General features: G+C 40.6%; 12 protein-coding genes. 7 read left to right on the forward strand and 5 right to left on the reverse strand.

Features of this window, described 5'->3' with window-relative positions; all coding sequences use genetic code 11:
- Positions 1 to 46 precede the first annotated feature (46 nt).
- Both P5674_RS01190 and P5674_RS01195 read left to right on the forward strand, forming a co-directional pair.
- Positions 47 to 1,393: a TldD/PmbA family protein gene (locus tag P5674_RS01190; protein WP_014277444.1), complete on the forward strand. Its 1,347-nt coding sequence runs from the start codon at positions 47 to 49 to the stop codon at positions 1,391 to 1,393.
- The gene (locus P5674_RS01195) at positions 1,390 to 2,292 is read left to right on the forward strand and encodes a DMT family transporter (protein WP_315669728.1); all 903 of its coding nucleotides are present in this window, start codon (positions 1,390 to 1,392) and stop codon (positions 2,290 to 2,292) included. The genes P5674_RS01190 and P5674_RS01195 overlap by 4 nt, the downstream gene beginning before the upstream one ends.
- A gap of 42 nt (positions 2,293 to 2,334) precedes the next feature.
- On the opposite strand, the gene P5674_RS01200 is transcribed toward P5674_RS01195, so the two are convergent.
- Positions 2,335 to 3,102, reverse strand: a complete 768-nt coding sequence (locus P5674_RS01200) for a hypothetical protein (RefSeq protein WP_315669729.1) — start codon at positions 3,100 to 3,102, stop codon at positions 2,335 to 2,337.
- 736 nt (positions 3,103 to 3,838) lie between these two features.
- Here P5674_RS01200 and P5674_RS01205 point away from each other — a divergent pair.
- From P5674_RS01205 to P5674_RS01225, 5 genes are read left to right on the forward strand one after another with little or no spacing between them, the layout of a single operon-like run.
- On the forward strand, positions 3,839 to 5,443 hold the full coding sequence (locus P5674_RS01205) for an ABC transporter substrate-binding protein (protein ID WP_006619672.1): 1,605 nt from the start codon (positions 3,839 to 3,841) through the stop codon (positions 5,441 to 5,443).
- 17 nt (positions 5,444 to 5,460) lie between these two features.
- Complete coding sequence (locus P5674_RS01210; RefSeq protein WP_006619671.1) at positions 5,461 to 6,357, forward strand: vWA domain-containing protein; 897 nt, start codon at positions 5,461 to 5,463, stop codon at positions 6,355 to 6,357.
- A gap of 29 nt (positions 6,358 to 6,386) precedes the next feature.
- Entirely contained in the window at positions 6,387 to 9,662 is a 3,276-nt protein-coding gene (locus P5674_RS01215; protein WP_315669730.1) for a tubulin-like doman-containing protein, read from the forward strand.
- A 24-nt stretch (positions 9,663 to 9,686) separates the two neighbouring features.
- Positions 9,687 to 10,223, forward strand: a complete 537-nt coding sequence (yidD, locus tag P5674_RS01220; RefSeq protein ID WP_216646506.1) for a membrane protein insertion efficiency factor YidD — start codon at positions 9,687 to 9,689, stop codon at positions 10,221 to 10,223.
- Positions 10,224 to 10,249: 26 nt separating this feature from the next.
- Positions 10,250 to 10,729: a hypothetical protein gene (locus tag P5674_RS01225; RefSeq protein ID WP_006619668.1), complete on the forward strand. Its 480-nt coding sequence runs from the start codon at positions 10,250 to 10,252 to the stop codon at positions 10,727 to 10,729.
- 126 nt (positions 10,730 to 10,855) lie between these two features.
- Here P5674_RS01225 and P5674_RS01230 read toward each other — a convergent pair whose 3' ends face one another.
- From P5674_RS01230 to P5674_RS01245, 4 genes are all read right to left on the reverse strand, one after another.
- Positions 10,856 to 11,371, reverse strand: coding sequence for a hypothetical protein (locus P5674_RS01230; RefSeq protein ID WP_006619667.1), 516 nt, complete (start codon positions 11,369 to 11,371; stop codon positions 10,856 to 10,858).
- Between the two features lie 152 nt (positions 11,372 to 11,523).
- A complete protein-coding gene (locus P5674_RS01235; protein WP_071941238.1) occupies positions 11,524 to 12,174 on the reverse strand; it encodes a DUF305 domain-containing protein in 651 nt (216 codons plus the stop codon).
- Between the two features lie 97 nt (positions 12,175 to 12,271).
- Positions 12,272 to 17,647, reverse strand: coding sequence for a trifunctional serine/threonine-protein kinase/ATP-binding protein/sensor histidine kinase (locus tag P5674_RS01240; protein ID WP_043468755.1), 5,376 nt, complete (start codon positions 17,645 to 17,647; stop codon positions 12,272 to 12,274).
- A 178-nt stretch (positions 17,648 to 17,825) separates the two neighbouring features.
- Positions 17,826 to 21,902, reverse strand: a complete 4,077-nt coding sequence (locus P5674_RS01245) for a PAS domain S-box protein (RefSeq protein ID WP_014277436.1) — start codon at positions 21,900 to 21,902, stop codon at positions 17,826 to 17,828.
- Between the last annotated feature and the right edge of the window lie 120 nt (positions 21,903 to 22,022).

Genomic DNA, 22,022 nt, shown 5'->3' on the forward strand with positions numbered 1-22,022 from the left:
CTTTGGTGAAACAGTAATTACAACAAAGCAGCGATTAATTAGATAGATGATGAATACTGACAGTTTGATTAGCCAAGTTAAAGATTCGGCGAGTAAATTGGGAATCAAAAAATTTGATGTGTTTGGTGCGACGGTAGAATCGAGTAGCGCTCAAGTTAATCAAGGGGTTCCTAAACAGGTGAAAGCCTCCCATCGTTCTAGTATTATGGTGAGGGTGTGGAATGGCGATCGCTCTTTGGGGGTGACTTCTACTAATGACACGACTCCCAAGGGTTTGGAGTTGGCTTTGCAAACGGCATCGGAAGCTAGTAACTTTGGGGCGAAAGAACATATCCCCGATTTTAGTCCTTTGGCTACTTCTCCGATACAAGAAATGGGCGATCGCACTGCGGAAGCTGCCCCTATGGATACGCTGTTAGAAACTTTACTGGAGGCGGAACAAAAGTTATTAAATAGCCATCCGGCAATTGTGGGAGTTCCCTATAATGGGTTGTCACAACGGGATTTAGTCCGGTTTTATGTGAACAGTGAGGGGGCTTTACGACAAGAACATCTTTCTTATGCCTCGATTTATCTATATAGCAAAACGGAAGAAGATGGTAAAAAGCCTCGCAGTGCGGGTGCTTACCGTTTGGGTCGCAGTTTGGAACAGTTGGATATTGAGGGATGCTTACAGGAAACCACGGCTAAAACTATCAGTCATCTGAATTATGAAAAGATGACATCGGGGCGCTATTTAGTGATGTTTTCCCCAGAGGCTTTTCTGAGTATGTTGGCGGCGTTTTCTAATATTTTTAATGCCCAGAGTGTGTTAGACCGCCAGAGTTTGTCTACTGTGGAATCAATTGGGACGGCGATCGCTTCTCCGATGTTATCGGTTAGTGATTACGAATTGCACCATAAAAATATCGCAGCGACTACCTTTGATAGTGAGGGAACACCGACGGGAGAAGTGCCGCTAATTAAGGAGGGTGTATTGACTAACTTTCTCCATAGTTCGATTACCGCCCGCCGCCTGAATGCTCAACCTACTGGGAATGGTAATATGGGGGCGAAAGTGTCGGTGAGTCCGAATTTCTTTTGTGTGGCTCCGGGAAGTGCTGAAAATGGCGGATCTTACAACATTGATACGGCTGATAATGTGATCTGGATTGATGAGTTGCACGCCCTCCATTCGGGAGTACAGTCTCTACAAGGCTCGTTTTCTTTACCCTTTGATGGTTGGATGATTAAAGGAGGCGATCGCATTAGTATTGAGTCGGCTACCGTGGCTGGAGATATTAAACAACTACTCAAGTCTATTGTCTGTGTGGAATCAGAAGTTAAACTCACAGATGGCGGCGTTTCTCCTCGGGTTTGGGTGGAAGGATTATCGATTACCGGGGAAGGATGATATTTACCCAATTTCCGGGGGAAATTTCGGCTCTAGTGGCGGCGTTATTTTGGGCGATCGCATCAGTCATTTATGCTAATGTCGGCACCCAAATTCCTCCCTTGGGTTTGAATCTGATTAAAGGCGGAATTGCGATCGGTCTATTATTGCTCACCATCACCCTCCAGTCGGGGGGTGAATTGCCCGAATTTTCCCCCTGGGTATTCGGCTTGCTTCCCCTCAGTGGCATCATCGGTATAGGTATCGGAGACACCGCCTTTTTTACGACCCTTAATTGTCTGGGTCCCCGGCGGGCGTTGCTGTTAGAAACCCTCGCCCCTCCCCTGACCGCATTAATTGCCTTCATATTTTTGGGGGAAAGACTCTCCCCGACAGCGTGGGGGGGAATTTTTTTGACCGTGTTGGGTATCGCCTGGGTAATTACCGAAAGGGCGGCGGAAACCGTGGGAATGCCCCTAAGACTAACGCGGGGCTTGGTGTTTGGCAGTATTGCGGCTTTATCCCAGTCCACCGGAGCGATTTTATCCCATTTGGCACTCACCCAAAGCGGCATCAGTCCCCTGTGGAGTACCCTGCTGCGAATTGTGGGCGGCGTGGGGGTGCTGGTTTTAGCCCTGCCAATTCAGCGGTTATCCCCCGCCGCTTTACTCAAGCCTTTGCAGTCCCGGCGCGTGTTGGGAATCATTATTGTCGCGACATTTTTCGGGACTTATTTGGGGATTTGGTTACAGCAAACCGCCCTCAAATTTACCGCCGCCGGAATTGCTCAAACTCTGACTTCTACCAGTCCGCTGTTTGTATTGCCGATCGCTATAGCAATGGGCGATCGTGTCAGTTGGCGGGCGATTTTGGGCGCATTAGTCGCCATTTTCGGCGTGGCGATGTTATTTTTAGCTTGAGAAACTTGCCCTTTCCAATGGAGAAACAGGGGGTAATGAGCATTAACTTCCGGCTAGTGTCGCCAGAAAATTATGAACTACTTCCTCTAATTTTTCAGCATATACCATCAAATCATATTCTGCATAATAATTGATTTTGCCACTATCTATTAATTTTTGATAATCCATTGATGGCTTGGTATCCTCATCTGATTTAAAATTTAAAACCCCAGATTTACTTTGAAAAAATATTAAAAAATCTATCCCATAATTGACTAAATTTACTTGGTCGCTTTCCCACAATTTAGCATCAGCAATAAAAGCAATACCTAATCTATATAATATTTCAGCTACTTCTGCATTCTCAGGTCTAGCGAAGCTAATTTCATGCCATTTATATTTCTTTTTTACGATAGATTGTTTAGGCAAATAATTGTTTTTCTTGTAAAAAGAAACATTATCAATTTTGTATTCAATTAAATTGGCGACTAACTGTGAACTACTCAAATTTAAACCGCTTAAATCTGCCCCATTAAGGTTTAACTCAATTACCAATTGTCTTTGGATATTAATTTGAGAATTATGTAAATATTTTTTGAGTACAGATTTTAATGTATCTTTCTTTATTTTTTCTCCAAAAGCCTCTGATAAAAGTTTCCAGAGTTTTGCCCCTACATCTTTAACATAGTCCGGTTCATAACCTGTGTTCGCAGCAATTTCTTGATAAGACTTACCGTCCCAAGTTTGACGAAATACTGTTTCTTGAATTTTATTCAAACAGCGATAGTCAAGGACGGCTTCAACCAGTTCTAGTGCTTCATCAACTTTCATAAAATTTAATGTCAGAGCGATAGTAATTTCGATGGATGCAAGTAGGTATTCATAAAATAACAATCATTAGGGCTAAAAGTGTTAACTAGCAGTTTTGGGATTAAACATCGATCGATGCACACCTACTTAACCAGCTAAGTCAATTTTACATATTTCTGAGGACTACATCATCCGCGATTCCCTGAGTTCCCCTGTATCTGATACAATTAGTTACAAAACTTTATGCTTCTTTATATCCAGTGGTACAAGTACCTTCTCACTCAAAATATTGGAACTATCAGTTGCGATCGCCTCGCCAATTTGTAATATTTTATACCATTTTACCCTTAACCGTCAATATCTGTAAACCTTGAGAGTAACCATAGAGGAGGTTCTAATTATTAATTAGATCTTAAATTCTGAATCAAAATTACCTTAACAATACCTTTTAATTACTTTAAAAATACTTTTTAATTACAACTCAATAATGACAGTCATCAATTATGGTGATATCATTGAGGATAGAGGTTTAGCTCACTGAGTTCACAATTTTTTCCAAAATCATCAGTGCTATAAATTTGCAATTCAGCCATTTTAGATGGTAATTGTGAATTAGATATTTGTGATTTTACTACTACTGTAATCACCCAAATCTAGCAGTTACAATAGTTAATTGAGGAGATTAGTTGACTGCAACAGTCAACTAAATCAATGGCTTTACCAATAACTTTACCAAACCAGGATAAGGATAATGGCAATGGCTGACGATCCAAATACCCCTTGGGAATGTGAGGGTGCCCCACCTAAATATAAGAAGCATAAACTGTATGAAAATGCGGCAGGAATAGAGAAATGTGTGGAGTGCGGTCGTCCCCGAAACTATGCGGGAGGCGGTAGTTCAAACGGCCCACCAATTCCTTGGTCTAAAGTTGGGGCTGCTGCCGTAATTTTAGTTTTATTAGGTGGGATAGGATATGGGATTTCTGGTCTATTTAAGTCTTGTCCGACAGGTCAACAAAAACAGGGATTTTCCTGTGTAACAGTGGCAGTTGAACCACCTCCTAGACCAACTCGTACACCGACTACAACACCTATAACACCACCTACTACACAAACTATAGATATAGAGCGCTATAGTAGTGGAGAAAATCGCTTATTTGTGGGCAGAGAAAATCCCGATAGCGAACGTGGCATTAAAGCCTTTAGAAACGGACAGTATAGCCAAGCAGTACAAGATTTTGAGAAGGCTGTAAACGGCGATCGCAACTCTCCTGAACATCAAATTTATCTGAATAATGCTAAAGCACGTTTAGCTGGTTCTCCTTTCCTAATTGGGGCTGTTGTTCCTATTGACACTGCCGCCAGTTCCGCCGAAGAAATGTTAAGAGGAGTTGCAGATGCTCAAACCAGATTTAACCAAGCGGGTGGGTTAAATGGAAGGTTACTAGAAGTCATTGTCGCTAATGATAGTAACGATCCGCAACGAGCCACAGAAGTGGCAAAAAGATTGGCAAGCGATCCCAATTTATTAGGTGTAATCGGACATAATTCCAGTGATGCCACTCAAGCAGGTTTAGCTGAATACGAACAAGCAGGTATACCGATGATCTCGCCGACGAGTACCAGTACCGCTTTATCGGGAAACAGTTTTTTCAGAACCTTACCTTCTGATGCCATCAACGGTCAAAAACTGGCTGATTATGCTTGGTATACTCTGGAAATCGACAATGTAGCCATATTTTATAATCCCAATAGTAGCTACAGCAAAAGCCTAGAAACAGCTTTTTCCCAAGCCTTTCAGCAATTCGGAGGACGAGTTGTCAAAACCATTGATTTGAGCAATGAACAACTTGATCCCCAGCGAGAAATTCAAAACTTACAAGGGCAAGTTGAGGGTCTGGTTTTATTTCCAAATACTGCCTATATTTCAGTAGCGATCGCCCTAGCGGTTGCCAACAACAACCAAATGAAATTATTAGGAGGAGATGCCCTATATAATCCCAACACTTTAACATCGGGTAGCAACGCAGTGGAAGGATTAATTTTAGCCGTTCCTTGGTTTGCCGACGGGAAATATGCCGAAGCTGCAGAAAGACGATGGTTAGGACAGGTTAATTGGCGCACTGCCATGAGTTTTGATGCAACTCAAGCAATGATTAACGCTTTATCCGAGCAAGCATCTCGTTCCAGCGTTTTACAAAATCTCAGAAATATTAGCTTATCTAATGCTGATACTTCCGGTAATTTACTTCAGTTTGAATCCACAGGCGATCGTCAAGGTGATCCCATTCTAGTCCAGGCAGTGAAAGGAGGAAGAAATGCTCCTAGAGGCACGCAATTTTCCTTTCAACCTATTAAGTAAGGAGGACACCTAAACCGATGCCTTTACATACACCCCAACCCGTTTGGCGTTATGCCGTATTTCAGATTTCCGCAGCCTGTTTAGCCATCTGTCTAGTCCTGGCTCTCCTGGCTGGTCAATTAGGTTGGTTTCCCCGTTTAGTTGCCGTTCATTTAGCCGTCGATCTCAGTGGTAGCACTTATCAAAGTTCCCTAGCAAATTTTAACAAGCCGGGAACAATTATGGCTCAGGAAATTGAGGCAGTCCAAGCCTATGCAACTCGCAATGCTCGACTATCTCAACCTAATCTGATATCCGTTTCAGGGTTTGCTAGTTCTGTTGTTCCGATTACCAATGGATTCTCTAGTGATCCTCAAGAAATTACCAGAGCAATCAATCAAGTTGTTCAACCTTCCCTGGTTAACCGCATTGGTGGAGGAACCAACATGAATTTGGCTGTAGAAAATGGTTTATCTACACTTAAAACCCAGCCGACACTCTGTACAGAAATGTTGGTGATTACCGATGGTGTATTTAATATCAATCCCGAGATAATTGAGCAAGTCCAAGCTCATAACGTCAGGTTAAATTTTTTGATCGTCGGTCAACCTCTGACTGCCGAAATTAATCAATGGGCAAACCAAACGGGTGGTATTGCCTTAGAAGTCAGTCCTAGTAGCATCACCGAGTTGCTTTCCGAGGAAGTATTTGAGCGGTTTAATGCGAATCCGTTAGTGCCTTTGTTTTATGGCTTGGCATTTATCTCATTCATGTGGATGATGCTTTTACCTTTAGAAAGGTTTTTCAATCAAGCCCTCCGAATTAGGATTGATTATGCCAGTAAAGTTTCCGTTTATAATGCCATATTTTGGACAATAGCAACTCCCATCTATCTGATCGCATCAGGATTATTTAATCCGTTTCAATCTTGTTAATTGTTAAAAATGTTAAAAAGGAGTCAATCATGGTTAAAGCAAATACAATTGTGCCAACTTTAATTATTGGTGTTGGTGGAACAGGCTTAGAAGCGATGACTCGTGTTCGCCGCTTGATTGTAGAATGCTACGGTAGTTTAGCAAAATTGCCTGTTGTGTCTTTTTTGCATATCGATACCGATCAAAACTATAAAGTAAAAAAGCCAGAAATGGCTGGCCCTCCACTGGAAGAGAATGAAAAATTCTGGGCTCGTGTCAGTTATAAAAATGCTGACGATATCAAAAATAATGCTACTACCAACTCATGGTATCATGACTGGCTTCCTCCTGAATTAACTACTGAACAGTTAGTATCGCAGGAAGGCGCAGGTCAGATTAGAGCCTGCGGTCGTTTTGCATTTTTTTATAACCATCAAAAAATTCAAAATAAGTGTAAAGAAGCTAAAGGTAGAATACCTAAAGAGCTAGATCAACTAACGATTGATAATGACGTTATAATCGTCAAAAATGAACTCAACATTTTTGTTGTGGGTTCAATATCTGGTGGAACTGGGAGTGGAATGCTGATTGATTTAGGTTATTGCTTGCGAGATTGGTTTCAAGGAGAAACGAAATTAAATACCATAGCAATTATACCCACTCCTGATGCTTTTGCAGGAATTTCTGAAGACATTAGAACTCAGGAAAATGGTTATGCTGCTCTCATGGAATTAAACTATTTTTCTGATTCCAAAAATACTTATAACGTTAAGTATGGTGCAGCAGAAGGTACTAGAATAATCAACAATAAGTCTCCCTATGACTTTCTGTATTTAACTGGAACCCGCAACGAATTGAGAGAGTTAAAAATAGCCACGATCCATGAAATGATGGCTCAACAAATTTTTATGACGTTAGCTTCTGACTTTGCTAGTTATAAAATAACTGTACGAGATAATGTCAGCAAGTTCGCTATTAATGAAGTAGATCAAGCGAAAAATCCTCGGCAACAAGCTATTGGCAGAAGTTACTCTCTCAACTTTTTTAGTTTTGGCATTGCTAGTATTGAGATTCCAGTTCACGCTATTCGCAAAGCACTTGCTGTCAAGTTAGCCGCTGACTTATATCAGTGGTGGCTTAATGCAAATGTTCAACTTCCTAGTGATGTTCAACAAGAGGCAGAAGCAGAACTCAAAGAGTTAAAGTTGTCTAGTAAAGAACTGCTGAATGAGATTTTACTTAATCAAGAGGGTAAGCGTTATGAAGTCGTTATCCAACAATGGATTAAGCAACTAGAGAATAATATCAACGTTGAACAACGATTGAAATGTACCGCTCAACTTCCCAATCCTTTTGGCAAAGAAACGGGTAAAATATTGGAATTTGTGAGCCGTTATCTTAACCCAACTGTTGAAGAATATCGCTTAGATCATCTCCGAGATGACCAAAGAAGACGCGGCGACTTCCTTCAAAGAATGCAGGACAATGGCGAAAAACTGTTTCAGGAAACAGCACAAACTTTTAAAGAAAAAATCTATGACTATTTAGAAGATAAGAGCCAAGGGGCTCGCGCTATCAAGGCACTCCTGGAGCAAATGCGAACCAGCTTACAAACAGAAATTGAAAAATTGCAACGGGAAGCCGAAAGAACTTGGGAAGGTCTTGAAAAGGCTGCTTTGGCAGAATACAACCAAGGGAGTTCTCAAATTGATGAATTTAGCGATCGCTGGATGGCAACCAAGGAAAATAAAATGAAAGAATGGTGCGATCAGGCAATTGCCGGGATTGAAAAAAGTTTCCAAGCCACCTTGCAACGACAGTCTCGTCTGATGGCTGTTAACATTCAAAACCGCTTTCTTGGTGTCATTCAAGAGGTTGAAAATGAAGTTGACCGATGGACTGGGCGAATTTCAGGTTCAGAAACTAAGTATCGTGACTTGATCGCTCAATCTGAGAATTACATCGAACAATTGGAATTAGTTGGACTCAAACTGTTTGAACGACGGGAGTTGAAAGAACTTTACGATGATTTTATTAGCAAGTCTCAAGGGCTGGATATCCTCTTTAGCCAACTCACTCAGGATATAAAAGTCGCCAGCCAAAACAGCAAATTCTGGACTCAATCTGCCTATGGTCAACAAGAATTTCATCTTCTGGATGTGGCTCGCATTGATGAGCTTCAATATCCCCAGTTTGAGGATGTAGTTGAACAATTCACCCGACGGAAAATTCAGGAAGCACCCGCCAACAGTAAACTGTACACCGAAATGGATGCTTGCACCCGTTTTATGCGATTGTACCCTGGAACCCAAGATCGACAACGAGAGATTCAACGTTTATTTAACTTTTCTAAACCCTTAATTCGTTTAGATCAAACTATTCCTCAAGAGGGAGGATTTACCCCTAAAGAAGGTCATCTTGCGGGAATTATTGGAGGAGAAAATACCTCGGAAACCGCAGCACAGCAACAAGTTCCTCTGCTCAAGAAATTTTTTGTCGGGACAGAGGCGATCGCACCCTTGAGCAACCGAGAACGGCACAAAATTGTAGCAACTCACGAAATAGGGGGCTTTTCTTTACGAGCTATTGCTGGAACCGAAAATCTCCGCAAAGCCTACCAAAAATGGCGAGGTGAACGAATTCAAGCTGAACGAGATCTTCTCAAAGGTATGAATGCTAAATTACCCGCTCCCGTTCACATTCAAAAAGATATGGTTTTTTGGGATTTTCATCGCCCCGACCCCACCATTGAACAGTTAGTTTTAATTGCCCGTGCTTTTGAGATTTTGCGTCAGGAAATCAACAAAAAAACCAAACAAGATGTGATTCGTTACCGCATTATGACTAAATTGGGTGAAGATAAAGTAACTGTAGCAGCCAATTGGGAAGATACAGTGCAAGTTCTGCAATTACCCGATTGTCGAGAAGACAGACAAGAAGTCGAACGACAGCTTAATGAATTACTCGACCAAGCCGAAACAGAATCCCAAAAACAACAACTGGGCAAACAACTGCAAGATTTCTTAGCTGAACGGCTCAAAACTGAGTTTCGGAATAATGATGAGGAAACCATGTATCTCCGGGAAAAAAACATCATTCTCGAATTTATCATTAACCATAAACTCGGCACTGTAAACAGTCCTTCAACTCCTCCTCCAGTCATCACCGCACCTCATCTGGGATTCACGACTGAACCGGAAGATAACCAAAACAAAATGCTAGGAAATGTCATGGCAAATACTGGTATAAAATACTGCAATAAGTGTGGTTATTCCATGTCTATCAGTGATAAGTTTTGCTCTAATTGTGGCAATAATATGTCCTAAAAAATCATTATAAGGTAGTCAATCATGAAAACTTTATCCTATTCCTACAGATGGCGTATTGCTATTTTCCGAGGATTGATTCGTACCGGCAAAGGTTTACTCTATTCTCTAGTTAACTCCGTTGGCGATACTTTAGAGCATCTGTCTCAATATAGTCATCCTATTGTGATGGCAACCAGTCAGACTTTAGAACAGATGACGAAACAAACTGGAGTGGCTTTAATTCGGGGTTATCAAAAATATTTGTCTCCCCATAAGGGTTTTTGCTGCTCTCATCGGGTTTTATATGGTGGTGATTCTTGTTCACAATATGTCAAAAATATGCTGATTGAACAAGATTTGCGATCGGCTATTTCTCTATCTCGTCAACGTTTCAGTGCTTGTAAAACTGCCAAAATTATCCTGCGTGCAGAAACCTTAGAAGAAAAACGCCGCCGCGAGCAGAATAATAGCCAATGGAATTGTAGCTGTTCTCCAGGAGGATGTATTGATGAATGTATCCCTGACTGCGACGATTTGGGTTGTGAGCCTGATTGCGAGCCTGATTGTGATTGTGGTTAAAGATTATATCTAAAGGGTTAAAAATTATGAAATTTGTGCAAAGTTTATTTGTGTTTGCTTTGGGATTAGGTGTAGCAATTTTACTAAAAATGCTCCTGAGTTCCTTTTCAATTCCTCGTGAGTTAGTGGCATGGATTAATACGGGAATATTTGGTGTAATTGGTTTTGCTTGCGGTTATCAACGTCGCCATTTTGGTCAGACTAATACTATCATTATGGTGTTAGCCATGTCGGTATTTTTATACCTATTTAGCTCAATTTTGGGTTACTATGAATTAGTTGATGCACTCTCGGCAAGACACAACAATCCAGAACAGGTTGCCGACGCTTTTTTGCAATCGAAAGTTGGCGCTTCTGGAGTTTGGGGTTTTTATGTCTACAGGGTGGTAGGAGAAGCCAAGAATTGGTTTGGACAATTGATACTATGGCTGGTTCAATTATGGTTTTTTGGATTATCTTTGTTTTGGGCATTTATGGGATGGGCGATCGCCCCAGATCAATCCTAATTCTTATGCTGCTCCGACACTTGAGAAACTTGCCCTTTCTAATGGAGGGAATCAACCAGGTTTCTGACGCAAAATACTGTAAAAGCCCGGATTTTATCTCCGGGCGCAATTCAGGCACGGGGTAAATTAATCACACAATTGGAATTGAGCTAATTCTCTAGGTAGGTTTGAAGAATGAGGAACACTCACACCACGAGGAGCTAGGATACCCATGCCAAAAACGCAACCATCCTCAGCACTACAATCAGTCATTCTTAGGGATAGTTCGTAGTCATCCTCAAATGGAGGTTCAAAGGAAACAACTGAGACTAAATCTTCGTCAAATTCCAGCACCTCCCCACTCATAGTTTTAACTCGTAACTCCACATCGGCGCAATTTTCATCGCAGTAGCCGACAAAAAGATACTCAATAGAAGGATCAAGTCTGAGGGTTAACGGTGCGCTAACTCTGGCTGGTCCTTTGCCAATTACCGGCCAGAATGCTAACTCGAAACCGTCTCTTCCCGCCTCCTCAACCACATCTCTGAGTTTACAGACAACTGTTCTTTGTTGGTCAGTTAAATCCCGCGCTAAGGCTGTCCCTAGGAGCGTAGTACCGAGCAACATAATCATTCCCGGTAGATAATAGTGTTTCCGTTTCATTGATATCCTCTGGGAAGGGATGGTTATTAAGGGAATTTCCGAAATAACTGGAGAATACCATATCTCAGCGCGATCGCCTACAGATAGTTTAATGGGCTATAGATTGCTACCCTGTCCCTGACCCCCCAGCCTTAAATTAGATTCAATTGATGTTACCATTCCTTTAGCCATGCTTCCATTTGGTCAATTTCTGCCTCCTGTGAGGTCAAAATGTCTTCCGCTAAAGATTGCATTTCTGGGCGATCGGATTTTTCTTGTAAATCTTTAGCCATCACTAAAGCACCTTCATGATGGGGAATCATGGCTTGGAGAAAACGCCGATCAAATTCATCATCTGCTTCGCCTAAATCCATATCCATCCGCATAGCACTAATTTGTTGCGGAGACATTTCTATCATGTGATTCATTTGATTATCCCATGCCATTGGTGTATCTGGTGCGTCTGGATACCAGGCTTGTCGCCACTCCCTCATTTGGGCAATTTCTGTGGCTTGAGCTTGAATTATTTCTACTGCTAAATTTTGCAATTCCGGTCTTTCTGATTTCCCTAAAACTTCCTGTGCCATAATAATTGCACCTTCATGATGAGGAATCATCGCATCAATAAAGCGTAGGTCGTAGTTTTCATCTGCTGGCCCTAAATCCATATCAGCATGATCCATACCTCCATGATCCATGGTTGGTACGGTTTCACCAGTGATCTCTATGGGTTCCTCTATGGACGGAGGTACGGAATCACAACCCGCAATTAATCCCAATATGGCTATCAAACTCCAGGTTGATTTTCGGAAATTCGCATTCATGAACTTTCTCACCGATAACTATCTTAAACTACCCCCCAATTATAGACTCTCTAGTCAACAGGAGAGTCAAGGCATAGATACCATAGCAAATGTTTACCTAATCAATCGGTAGACAGATGCGGAATTCGGAACCTTGACCGATTTCGGACTCTACCTCTAAACTTCCTTGATGCTTATTAACCACAATTTGACGAGCGATCGCTAATCCCAAACCCGTACCTTTTCCTACTCCTTTAGTGGTAAATAAATAATCAAAAATTTGGGACTTTAGTGCCTCTGGCATTCCGGAACCATTATCTCCAATCCGAATCTCTACGGAATTTTTCTCAGGTAAAACCTGGGTAGAAATAGTAATAATTTGATGATTGATTTTGAGACTCTCAAAGGTTGAAGTCATGGCGACTTCATCTAAAACATCGATCGCATTAGCCAAAATATTCATAAAAACTTGGTTGATTTGACCGGGAAAACACTTGATTTGAGGTAAATTGCCATAGTTTTTGACGATATCAATAGCGGGTCGATGTTGATTAGCCTTGAGGCGATGTTTGAGAATTAACAGAGTGCTATCAATACCTTGGTGAATATCGCAGGAAACTTGATGATCTAGATCCGCTCTGGAAAAAATCCTTAAACTGGTGCTAATATCTTTAATGCGATCGCACCCCAGTTTCATCGATTCCAACATTTTGGGTAAATCTTCTAAGTGATACTCAATCTCTAATTCCTCATATTTAGCGACAATTTCCGCCCCTGGATCAACAAACCTTTCCTGATATAGTTGCAGATATTCACTCAGAGACTGCACGGATTTAATCGCCTCGTTAATATTACCATGAATAAAGCCGACGGGATTATTAATTTCGTGAGCTACGCCAGCAATTAAATTCCCCAAGGCTGACATTTTTTCACCTTGAATTAATTGCAGTTGCGACTGTTTAATTTGTTCGACATAATCTTGGGACTGTTGATATAAACGAGCATTTTCTAGGGAAATAGCCGCCTGAGTGCAAAGCAAGTTCACAACCACTAGGCGATCGCTCGTAAATACACCACTGATCCGACGATTTTCTAGGCTGACAATTCCCACCAAATTACCCTGATTTAAAATCGGTAAACATAACATACTCTTAGGTTTTCGTCCCTGTAAATACTTATCAATTACAGGTAAATCCGTTTGCATATCATCGATAACTACTACTTTATTAGTATTTTTCACATAATTAATCAGTTTGACTGGGACCTTAGTAGTTTCGCTCAAAAGTTCCCCACAAAGTTCCGTATTTCGGGGAGTAGCAAGCGATCGCACTAGCCAATTTCCATCAGCGTCCGGCAAAATTAAAGCACAGCGCGAACCCCCAGAATTTTGCAAAATAATCTTAGTCAGTTGCTGCAAAAGTTCCTCTAATTGAATCGTGCTAGAGATAGCCTGAGCCGCCTTTAAAATAGCTGAAAAATCCAGCAAATTATTAATGCTCGAAGCCGAGGAACGATTACTAGATGTAGATGTGTGAGTTGAAATACTCGGAGTAACCACAGTTGCTAAAGTCGCCATAGGATTTAAATTAGAGCCCATGGCTTCTAAAATCGGTTGTAGCAAGTTAGGATAGGCATTTTCTAGCTGATCAGTTTTAGCTTTTGCACCCCACCGCGCATAACAATAATAGGCTTCCTGCATATAAACCATTGCCAGCTTTTCTTTACCCCAATTCAGGTAAAACTTAGCCGCCAGTTCATTAGCTAAAGCCTCCTCTTGGATAAATTCGTGTTTTTTGGCTCCTAAAATTGCCTGGTCATATAAATTTATAGCCTCAACTTTTTTATCTAAAACTCGACATTTTTCCGCCTCGATTAAATCCAGCTTATGCTGATGATTCATTGGTGCATAATATGCCCAGTGACCTAAATGCTGTTCATTCTCTTCTACACGCTGCCACAATTCTGATTTCTGTTCATGTTCGGGAGCATAAATGCCTAAAGCCGTGAGGGAATCATAGAAATAAAATCCGGGAATGCTAATCATACCAGCACCACCAATTAAATATTTTTTAGCCTCAATTGCATAAGTTTCAGCTAATTTGAGTTCTGCAAATAAATAGGAAAGCATCATTTTATATAGATAAAATATATACAATCCCAGCACATCATGACTATCAGTAATGCGAGGCAAAATTTCTGTTTCTTCCATCGCTTCACCCGATAAAATGTGAGGGTTGACTGCTAACCCCAATAAATTTAAAGTAGACTGCCAATAAATTCCACAGTAATTGGCAGTGGTTATTTGATTCAATCGTTGTAAAGCGTGATAGTATCCAGATGACTGCTTTTCCAAGGTGACTAGAGTTTCACCACCCCAAAATGAGTTGAGGCAAAAGGTTTGAGCGCAATATCCAGCTTGTTCATGATTGCCAATTTCTAAGGCTTCTTTATAGCTGTCTTGTAGAAGATAAACTACGGTTTTAAGATGGTTTTTTCTGTGTAAAATAAATAAACATACTACATGAGTAACTTCTGGTTTTGCGGTTTTGAGGTCTAATTTTTTCACTAATGTTAGCGCCAATTGACCAAACTTCAAACCTCTATCTATATCTTGTAAGAGATTACAACAAATAATACCATAGCAGCTATAGCTAAAGGCGGAAGCTGATGTATTGCCATATTCAATTGATAGCTTAACTCCTAAAGAAATAAACACGGGAAATAAGGGAGATTGAGAGATAGCAGCGACGGGAATTATACTATTGGCTATCTGCAAAATAGCGATTTTTTCTATATCTGTCATTAAGGGTAGGTTAACTAAGTCGTCAATATCGCGATCGCCAATTAGTTCTAGGACTTCTGCAATGACTTGTTGGATATCGTTTTCTGTGGGATTTGCTGGGTAATTGACACCCAAACTTCCCAGTAATTCTTGACCAATAGCAATCGCTTCACTTAGTTTGTTTTGAGATACATGGGCTTGAATATTAATCCGGTAAATATCTACCTTGTCTACCCAACTATCTACCTGAGATATCACCTGATTAATGAAATGGTTCATGGTCTCAAAATCACCAGATAAAGCTGCTAATTCAGCCCCCAAATTATAAAATTCTAGGGTGATTTTATATTGTCGCTTTCCAGGGTTTTCTCCGAGTAAATTTAACCCGGTTTCAGCATAATCCAAACCTGCTGTATAGGCGGTAGCTGCTTTAGCTTTTCGACAGGCGATCAGGTTCATTTGCGCTAACTCGTCTCGTTCTTTTTGGGTAGTAATTAAAGCTGTACCATAGTTGAGTTTACTGATGAGTTCAAAAATATAATCTTCCCTAGACTCAATAGGAATTTGTTTCAGCAATAGTTGTCCTATGCGGTAATGAGTAGTCTGTTTTTGCTGTTCAGGAATTAGTGAATAAGCAGCCTGTTGAACCCGATCATGCAAAAATTTGTATTGTACGTTTTCAGTCTGACTACTGTTTAACTCCGTTTCATTCTCACCCATATAGAATTTATAAACCTGAGTTTCTGGGATGATTAACCCGTATAATAGGGCTTTCCATAAAGCGATCGCTACTTGGGTTGGTGATTTTTCACAAACAATTGCTAATGTATCCAAATTAAACTTATTTCCCAGACAAGCAGCTAACTGTAAAACTTCCTGAGTTTCTGCCGGTAATTTCTGCAACTGTATCGCCATAAACTCAACTACATCATCGGTGATAGATAGGGAATTAACTCTAGCCATATCACATTCCCAGTAGCGTTTTTGGAGATTAAATTTAATACATTTATCCTCATATAATGCCTTGAGAAACTGGGTGATAAAAAACGGATTTCCTTTGGTTTTACGATTAATTAATTCCGTGATTCGATAAGCTAGTTCAACCGTACAAGCTAAAGTATCCGCCACCAACTGATTACTATCCTCAAACGCCAGGGGAGTTAAAGTAATCGTATTAACCGTTTTACCCAGTTTTTTCAGTTCTTCTACTGTTAACATAAAAGGATGCACAGGAGAGACTTCATTATCCCGATAAGCACCCAATAACAGTAGATAGGTCTTTTCTTCGATTAATAGCTTCATTAACTCCAGAGAAGCCAAATCTGCCCACTGTAAATCATCTAAAAATATCACCAGTGGATGCTCATAAGTAGTCAAGACCGAGATAAATTTTTGGAATAGTAAATTAAACCGATTTTGGGCAGCAGTTCCTGATAATTCCGGGACAGCAGGTTGAGGGCCGATGATTTTTTCCAGTTCAGGAATTACCTCAATTAAAACTTGTCCGCTACCTCCTAAAGCTGCTAAAATATTAGCTTTCCATTGGTCAATATCTGAGTCTGATTCTGACAAAAATTGCCCGATTAAATCCCTTAAGGCTTGCACAAAGCCCGACAAAGGAATATGATGATTTAATTGGTCAAATTTACCCTGAATAAAATAGCCTTGCTGACGGGTAATCGGTTTGTGGACTTCATGGACTACGGCGGTTTTACCAATCCCCGAAAAACCCGCCACTAACATAATTTCTGATGCCCCATTCGCTACCCTATCAAAGGCTGCTAATAATTCCTCAATTTCGTTTTCTCTACCATAGAGTTTTTCCGGAATTAAAAAGCGATCGCTCAAGTCACCAGCAGCGATTTCAAACTCGCAAATATTACCAGTTTTTTGCCACTGTTGCCAACAATTTTCTAAATCATGTTTAAGTCCCAAAGCACTCTGATAACGATCCTCAGCATTTTTTGCCATTAATTTGGCTACGATATCAGATAAAACCTTCGGCACATCAGGGTTAACCTCATGCAATGGAGTTGGCATTTTCGCCAAATGACAATAGACTAATTCCATCGGATCATCAACATTAAAAGGCAACTCTCCCGCCAGTAATTGATAGAAAGTTATTCCCAGAGAATATAAATCACTGCGGTAGTCAATGCCACGATTCATCCTGCCAGTTTGTTCCGGGGATAAATAAGCTAAAGTTCCTTCTAAAATATTAGGATTTTGGATAGTCTGATTTTCTTTTGGCAATAATGAAGCCAAGCTAAAGTCAATCAGTTTAACTTCTTTGGTTTCAGGATGAATTAGGATATTTGCGGGTTTAATATCTTTGTGAATTACCCTTTGTCGATATAATCCGTGTAAAATGTCTGCTAGTTGTAAACCTATAGCTAAAAAGTCAGGAATTAATAGTTTTTTGGGTTGCCACTGATTCAGAGAAATATGTCCTTCATAGGGCATCACTAAGGCATAACTATTCCCATAATTTTCTAAAGATAAAGGTTTGACAATTCCTGAAAGTTCCAGATTTTTTGCAAGTGTATATTGATTGCGAAACTGTGCCAATTCATTAAAATTCGGATGGGGATTCCGTAAAACTTTGATGATTACCCCTTGGTGATCACTGGTCCTAGTGCCTTTATACACTATGGTGCGGGTTCCTTGATAGATAATTTCGCCAAAGTTGTACAAGGGAAGAGTCATAATCATGGCGTAACCTGTAGTTAATAGGGTTGACTCAATCAAAACTTCGATAGATAGGCGCTTCCAGGCTTTTCTAGCCTCAATCTAGTTAATTGTAAACGGTTTGTGATTAAACTTTTCATAGCTTAACTTACCAAACCAAAATTTTCTGTAAATGTGCTACAGAATAATACAAACTTGGTGGTTATGCCAAGGGTAACTTGATTATAAATTCTGTACCCACCCCTGGGACTGAGGAAAAAGTTAACTCTCCGTGGTGATTCTGGGTGATAATTTGGTAGCTGGTTGGTAATCCCATCCCGGTGCCTTGACCTACGGCTTTAGTCGTAAAAAATGGGTTAAAAATCTGGTTTTTATGTTCGGAATTGATGCCAATACCATTATCTGTAATTGATATCAATACTTGATTTTTATCGGCTAGGCGTGTTTTGATGTTTATACATCCTATATAATCAGAGTTTACCGCCGTATTTAATCGATTTCGTTTTTCCTCGATCGCCTGAATAGCATTGATTACTAAATTCATAAATACCTGATTTAATAGGCTGCTATAACATTGAAATGACGGCAAATCTCCATAGTCTTTAATTACCTGAATTACCGGACTTCCATTGCTACCATTGACCCGATTTTGGACAATCACTAAGGTACTATCAATATTTTCATGAATATCTACAGATTTTAACTTGGCTTCATCTAAACGGGAGAAGGTACGCAGGGATTTAACAATATCCCTAATTCGTGAGGCTCCATGAGTCATTGAACTAATGATTTTTGGGAAATCGTCCCTGATAAAATCTAAATCAATATCCTCAATTAAATCTCTAATTTCTGGAGGGGGATCAGGATACAATTCTTGATAAGTATCAATCAATTCTAACAAATATTCCGTATAGGTAGAAGTGTGGGTTAAATTGCCATAAATAAAACTAACTGGGTTATTAATTTCATGAGCCACACCTGCGAGTAATTGACCTAAACTCGACATTTTTTCAGCTTGAATTAACTGCACTTGGGTTTCTTGTAATTCCCGATATGCTTTTTGCAATTCCTTACCTTTGGCTTTGGACTCCTGATAAAGTTGAGCTTGATAAATAGCGATCGCCACCTGAGTTGCCAGACTTTGTAGCAGTTCGATTTCATCATCTAACCAAGAGCGATCGCATTCGCAACCCTTGGTACAATCACTCTGAACTCTCCCGATTTCAAAACCTCCAATTGTGCCGCCAGCTGTATGCACAGGTAACACCAAATAACTTTCAATTCCTGACTGTTGACAAAATTCTTTTAAGGCTTCGTCTTGGCTATCCTTAACTACATCTAGCCGATACATTTTCCCATGAAATAAATGATAAAATAATTTTGGAAAATTATCAATATTATAACTGCCAAGCCAACTAGGTATTCCTGGATTTTTCTGCTCCTTAACATTTTCTAAGCAGGGTGGATTGGTATCGGATCTATACCATACAAATGCACAAATATAAACTTTGATTTCCTGAAAAATCGCATTGACAGCATTTTGCAAAATCGTATCTAAATGCAGAGAATTGCGAATTTCGGTGCTGATCCGATTTAAAGTTTGGGTGCGACTCAGCAAAGATTGTAACTTTTGTTCTGCTTTTTTGCGTTCCCTTAAAGCCGCTTGCTGTTCACTAATATCTCGAACAATAGACAAAACATCATTGCCACAGGGAGCAAACCGCGCTTCATAATTTCGGATTCCTTCAGGCATTTCTAGAGCATATTCAAACAATTGGATATGTTGAGTTTTTAGGGTATCTGCAATAGCTTTACTCGTCGGTACAGCCAGAAACTCTGGCAATACTTCATGAAGATTTAGACCCAAAAATTGTGACGGCTGCATTAACGGTTCTACCTGTAGAGATGGCTTATAATCAAGAAAAACATAATCGGAACTATAGCGGAACATCATATCAGGAATTGCATCAAGTAAAGCGCGCGTCTGAGCCTCGCTTTCTTTTAAAGCCCTTTCTGCTTGTATGCGGTCTGTAATATCTTCAAAAATCCCCACCAAACCAATTACCTTTCCGTCCGCATCATGGAGAGGTATTTTAGTGGTTTCTACCCAATTCATGCTACCATCAGCATTGCTCTTATTTTCAATTAATTTGATTTGGGGTCGATCGCTATTCATCACCTGGCGATCGCAAGCGCGATAATGTTCAGCTTCTTTTCGACTCACACAATAATCATAATCTGTTTTTCCTATAAAAAAGCTCGTATTTTCACCACCAAAAGCCCTAGCAAAAGCCTGGTTACACCCCAGAACAACACTATGAGAATCCTTCCAAAATACCGACTGTGGGAGAGCATCAAGAATAGTTTGCAACAACTCCCGCGATCGATAAACTTGCTCTTGCGCCTTCACTCTTTCCGTAATATCCATCACCGTCCCAAACATCCGCACCACCTGCTCGTCTCGCTGTTCTATTTCAATCCGAGCATTCAGATAAGCCACCTCATCACCAGCACGCACAACCCGAAAATCAAAGTTTTGTGGAATCCCCTTATTAGCTTCTGCAACCCTATTTTGAAATAAAGAGCGATCGTCAGGGTGAATTATGGTCAGATGTTCTGCAAAAGTCGGCTCACCCTGTTCCGGACTCATACCAAACAGATTAAATACCTCTTCCGACCAAGTAACCTTTTGGGTTTGAGTCTCAAAAGACCAGTTCCCAAGATGCGCCACTTTTTGAGCTTTTTGCAGTTGATTAGTCAGTTCTTGTAGCGCCAGTTCATTAGCTTTACGCTGCGAAATATCCTGATAAATTCCCATAAATCGCAGCGGTTCACCCAAACGATTCCTCTCCACAATTTGACCAATACCTAAACCCCATTTATAGGAACCATCCTCGCATCGCAAACGATGTTCAGTCTCATAAATATCAATTTCTCCCCGGATATGTCGATTCATATTCTCAGAAACTAATTCCATATCCTCCGGGTGAATTCGACTGATCCACTCATTAACATTATGATTAACCACCCCTTCCGTCGCACCGATAAAATTCCGCCAATGTTCCTCCGATAAAACCAACTCATTAGTTTGCATCTTCCAATCCCAAGTGCCAATATCAGCTGATTCTAGGGCAATTTCTAAACGAATATGACTTTCCCGCACCGCCATTTCCGCCTGTTTACTGTCATGAATATATCGGGCAATTCCCAAACATCCTATCACCTCACCTTCATCATTTCTCATCGCCGATACATTAGTAGAATGCCAGTAATAGTGATTATTTTTATGTAACACCCTATATTCAGCACCTCGCACTTTTTCCCCTAATAAAGCTCGATGAAAAGCATCTACACAAATTGGCAGATATTCACTATGTACAAACTCGGCAAAAGAAATACCCAACAACTCATCAATGGGATATCCCGTAATTTCTTCAAAATTTGGGCTCACATAACTAAAAGTGCCATCCACATCAGCAATAAACACCATATCATTCAGATTTGCCGTCAAATTCCGAAACTTACTCTCGCTTCTTCGTAGGGCAATTTCACTTTCTTTTTGCTCAGTAATATCTCGCACATAACCATACCAAGTCGTGCTACCATCCTGCTCTCGTTGGGGTGTAGCATGACCAAGCAACCATAACAATCGACCATCAGGGTGAGTTATACGATACTCGCAAAGCCAGGGAGTCAAATTTTCCGCCGATGCCAAAATCGACTCTTCTACCAACTGTATATCATCAGGATGCAGCGCATTAAAAAGGGCACTAGCATCAGACCGCACGGCTTCTGGTTCAATACCATAAATCTCTCGTAACCCTTCGCTACTGTAGGGAAAAGCAAACCCACCATCGAGATTTTGACAAAACTTATAAATTACCCCAGGAATATGGCGACCAATTTGTTGCAGACAATACTCTGCGTCCATCTGTTCCGTAATCTGTCGCAGTTTTTCAGGAGTACAGACAGAGGCGGCTAAGGCAGATTGCAACGATTCTACCTGTTCTTGTAGCCTTTTGATTTCCGTAACATCTCGTAAAGTTACCAGATGACAATTAGGCAAAAAATTAGCTATGGCCACATACTCCACCATCACCACACCACCATCAGGTCGTATCAGACGAAATGAGCCACCCATCTCCCCTTGGTCGAGGAAATCTTGCCAAGTTTCTTCAAAATTAAAGCCGGGTTCAGCAAAATCACTAATCCGAGATCCCATCAAATCTTGACGTTCCAACCCAAATAATTCGCAGGCCGCCTGGTTAGCATCTGTCAAAGTGTGTTAACTATAAACCCTTATCCTGACAGCGATAGCGGTTATTACTCAACCCGATAGTCGTACCTAATTACTCAGATATTACTCACAATCTAGTCCTAGCACAGGAAAATAATTCTT

This window comes from Limnospira sp. PMC 289.06, from assembly GCF_032350395.1.
In the GTDB taxonomy this organism is placed as follows: Bacteria; Cyanobacteriota; Cyanobacteriia; order Cyanobacteriales; family Microcoleaceae; genus Limnospira; species Limnospira platensis.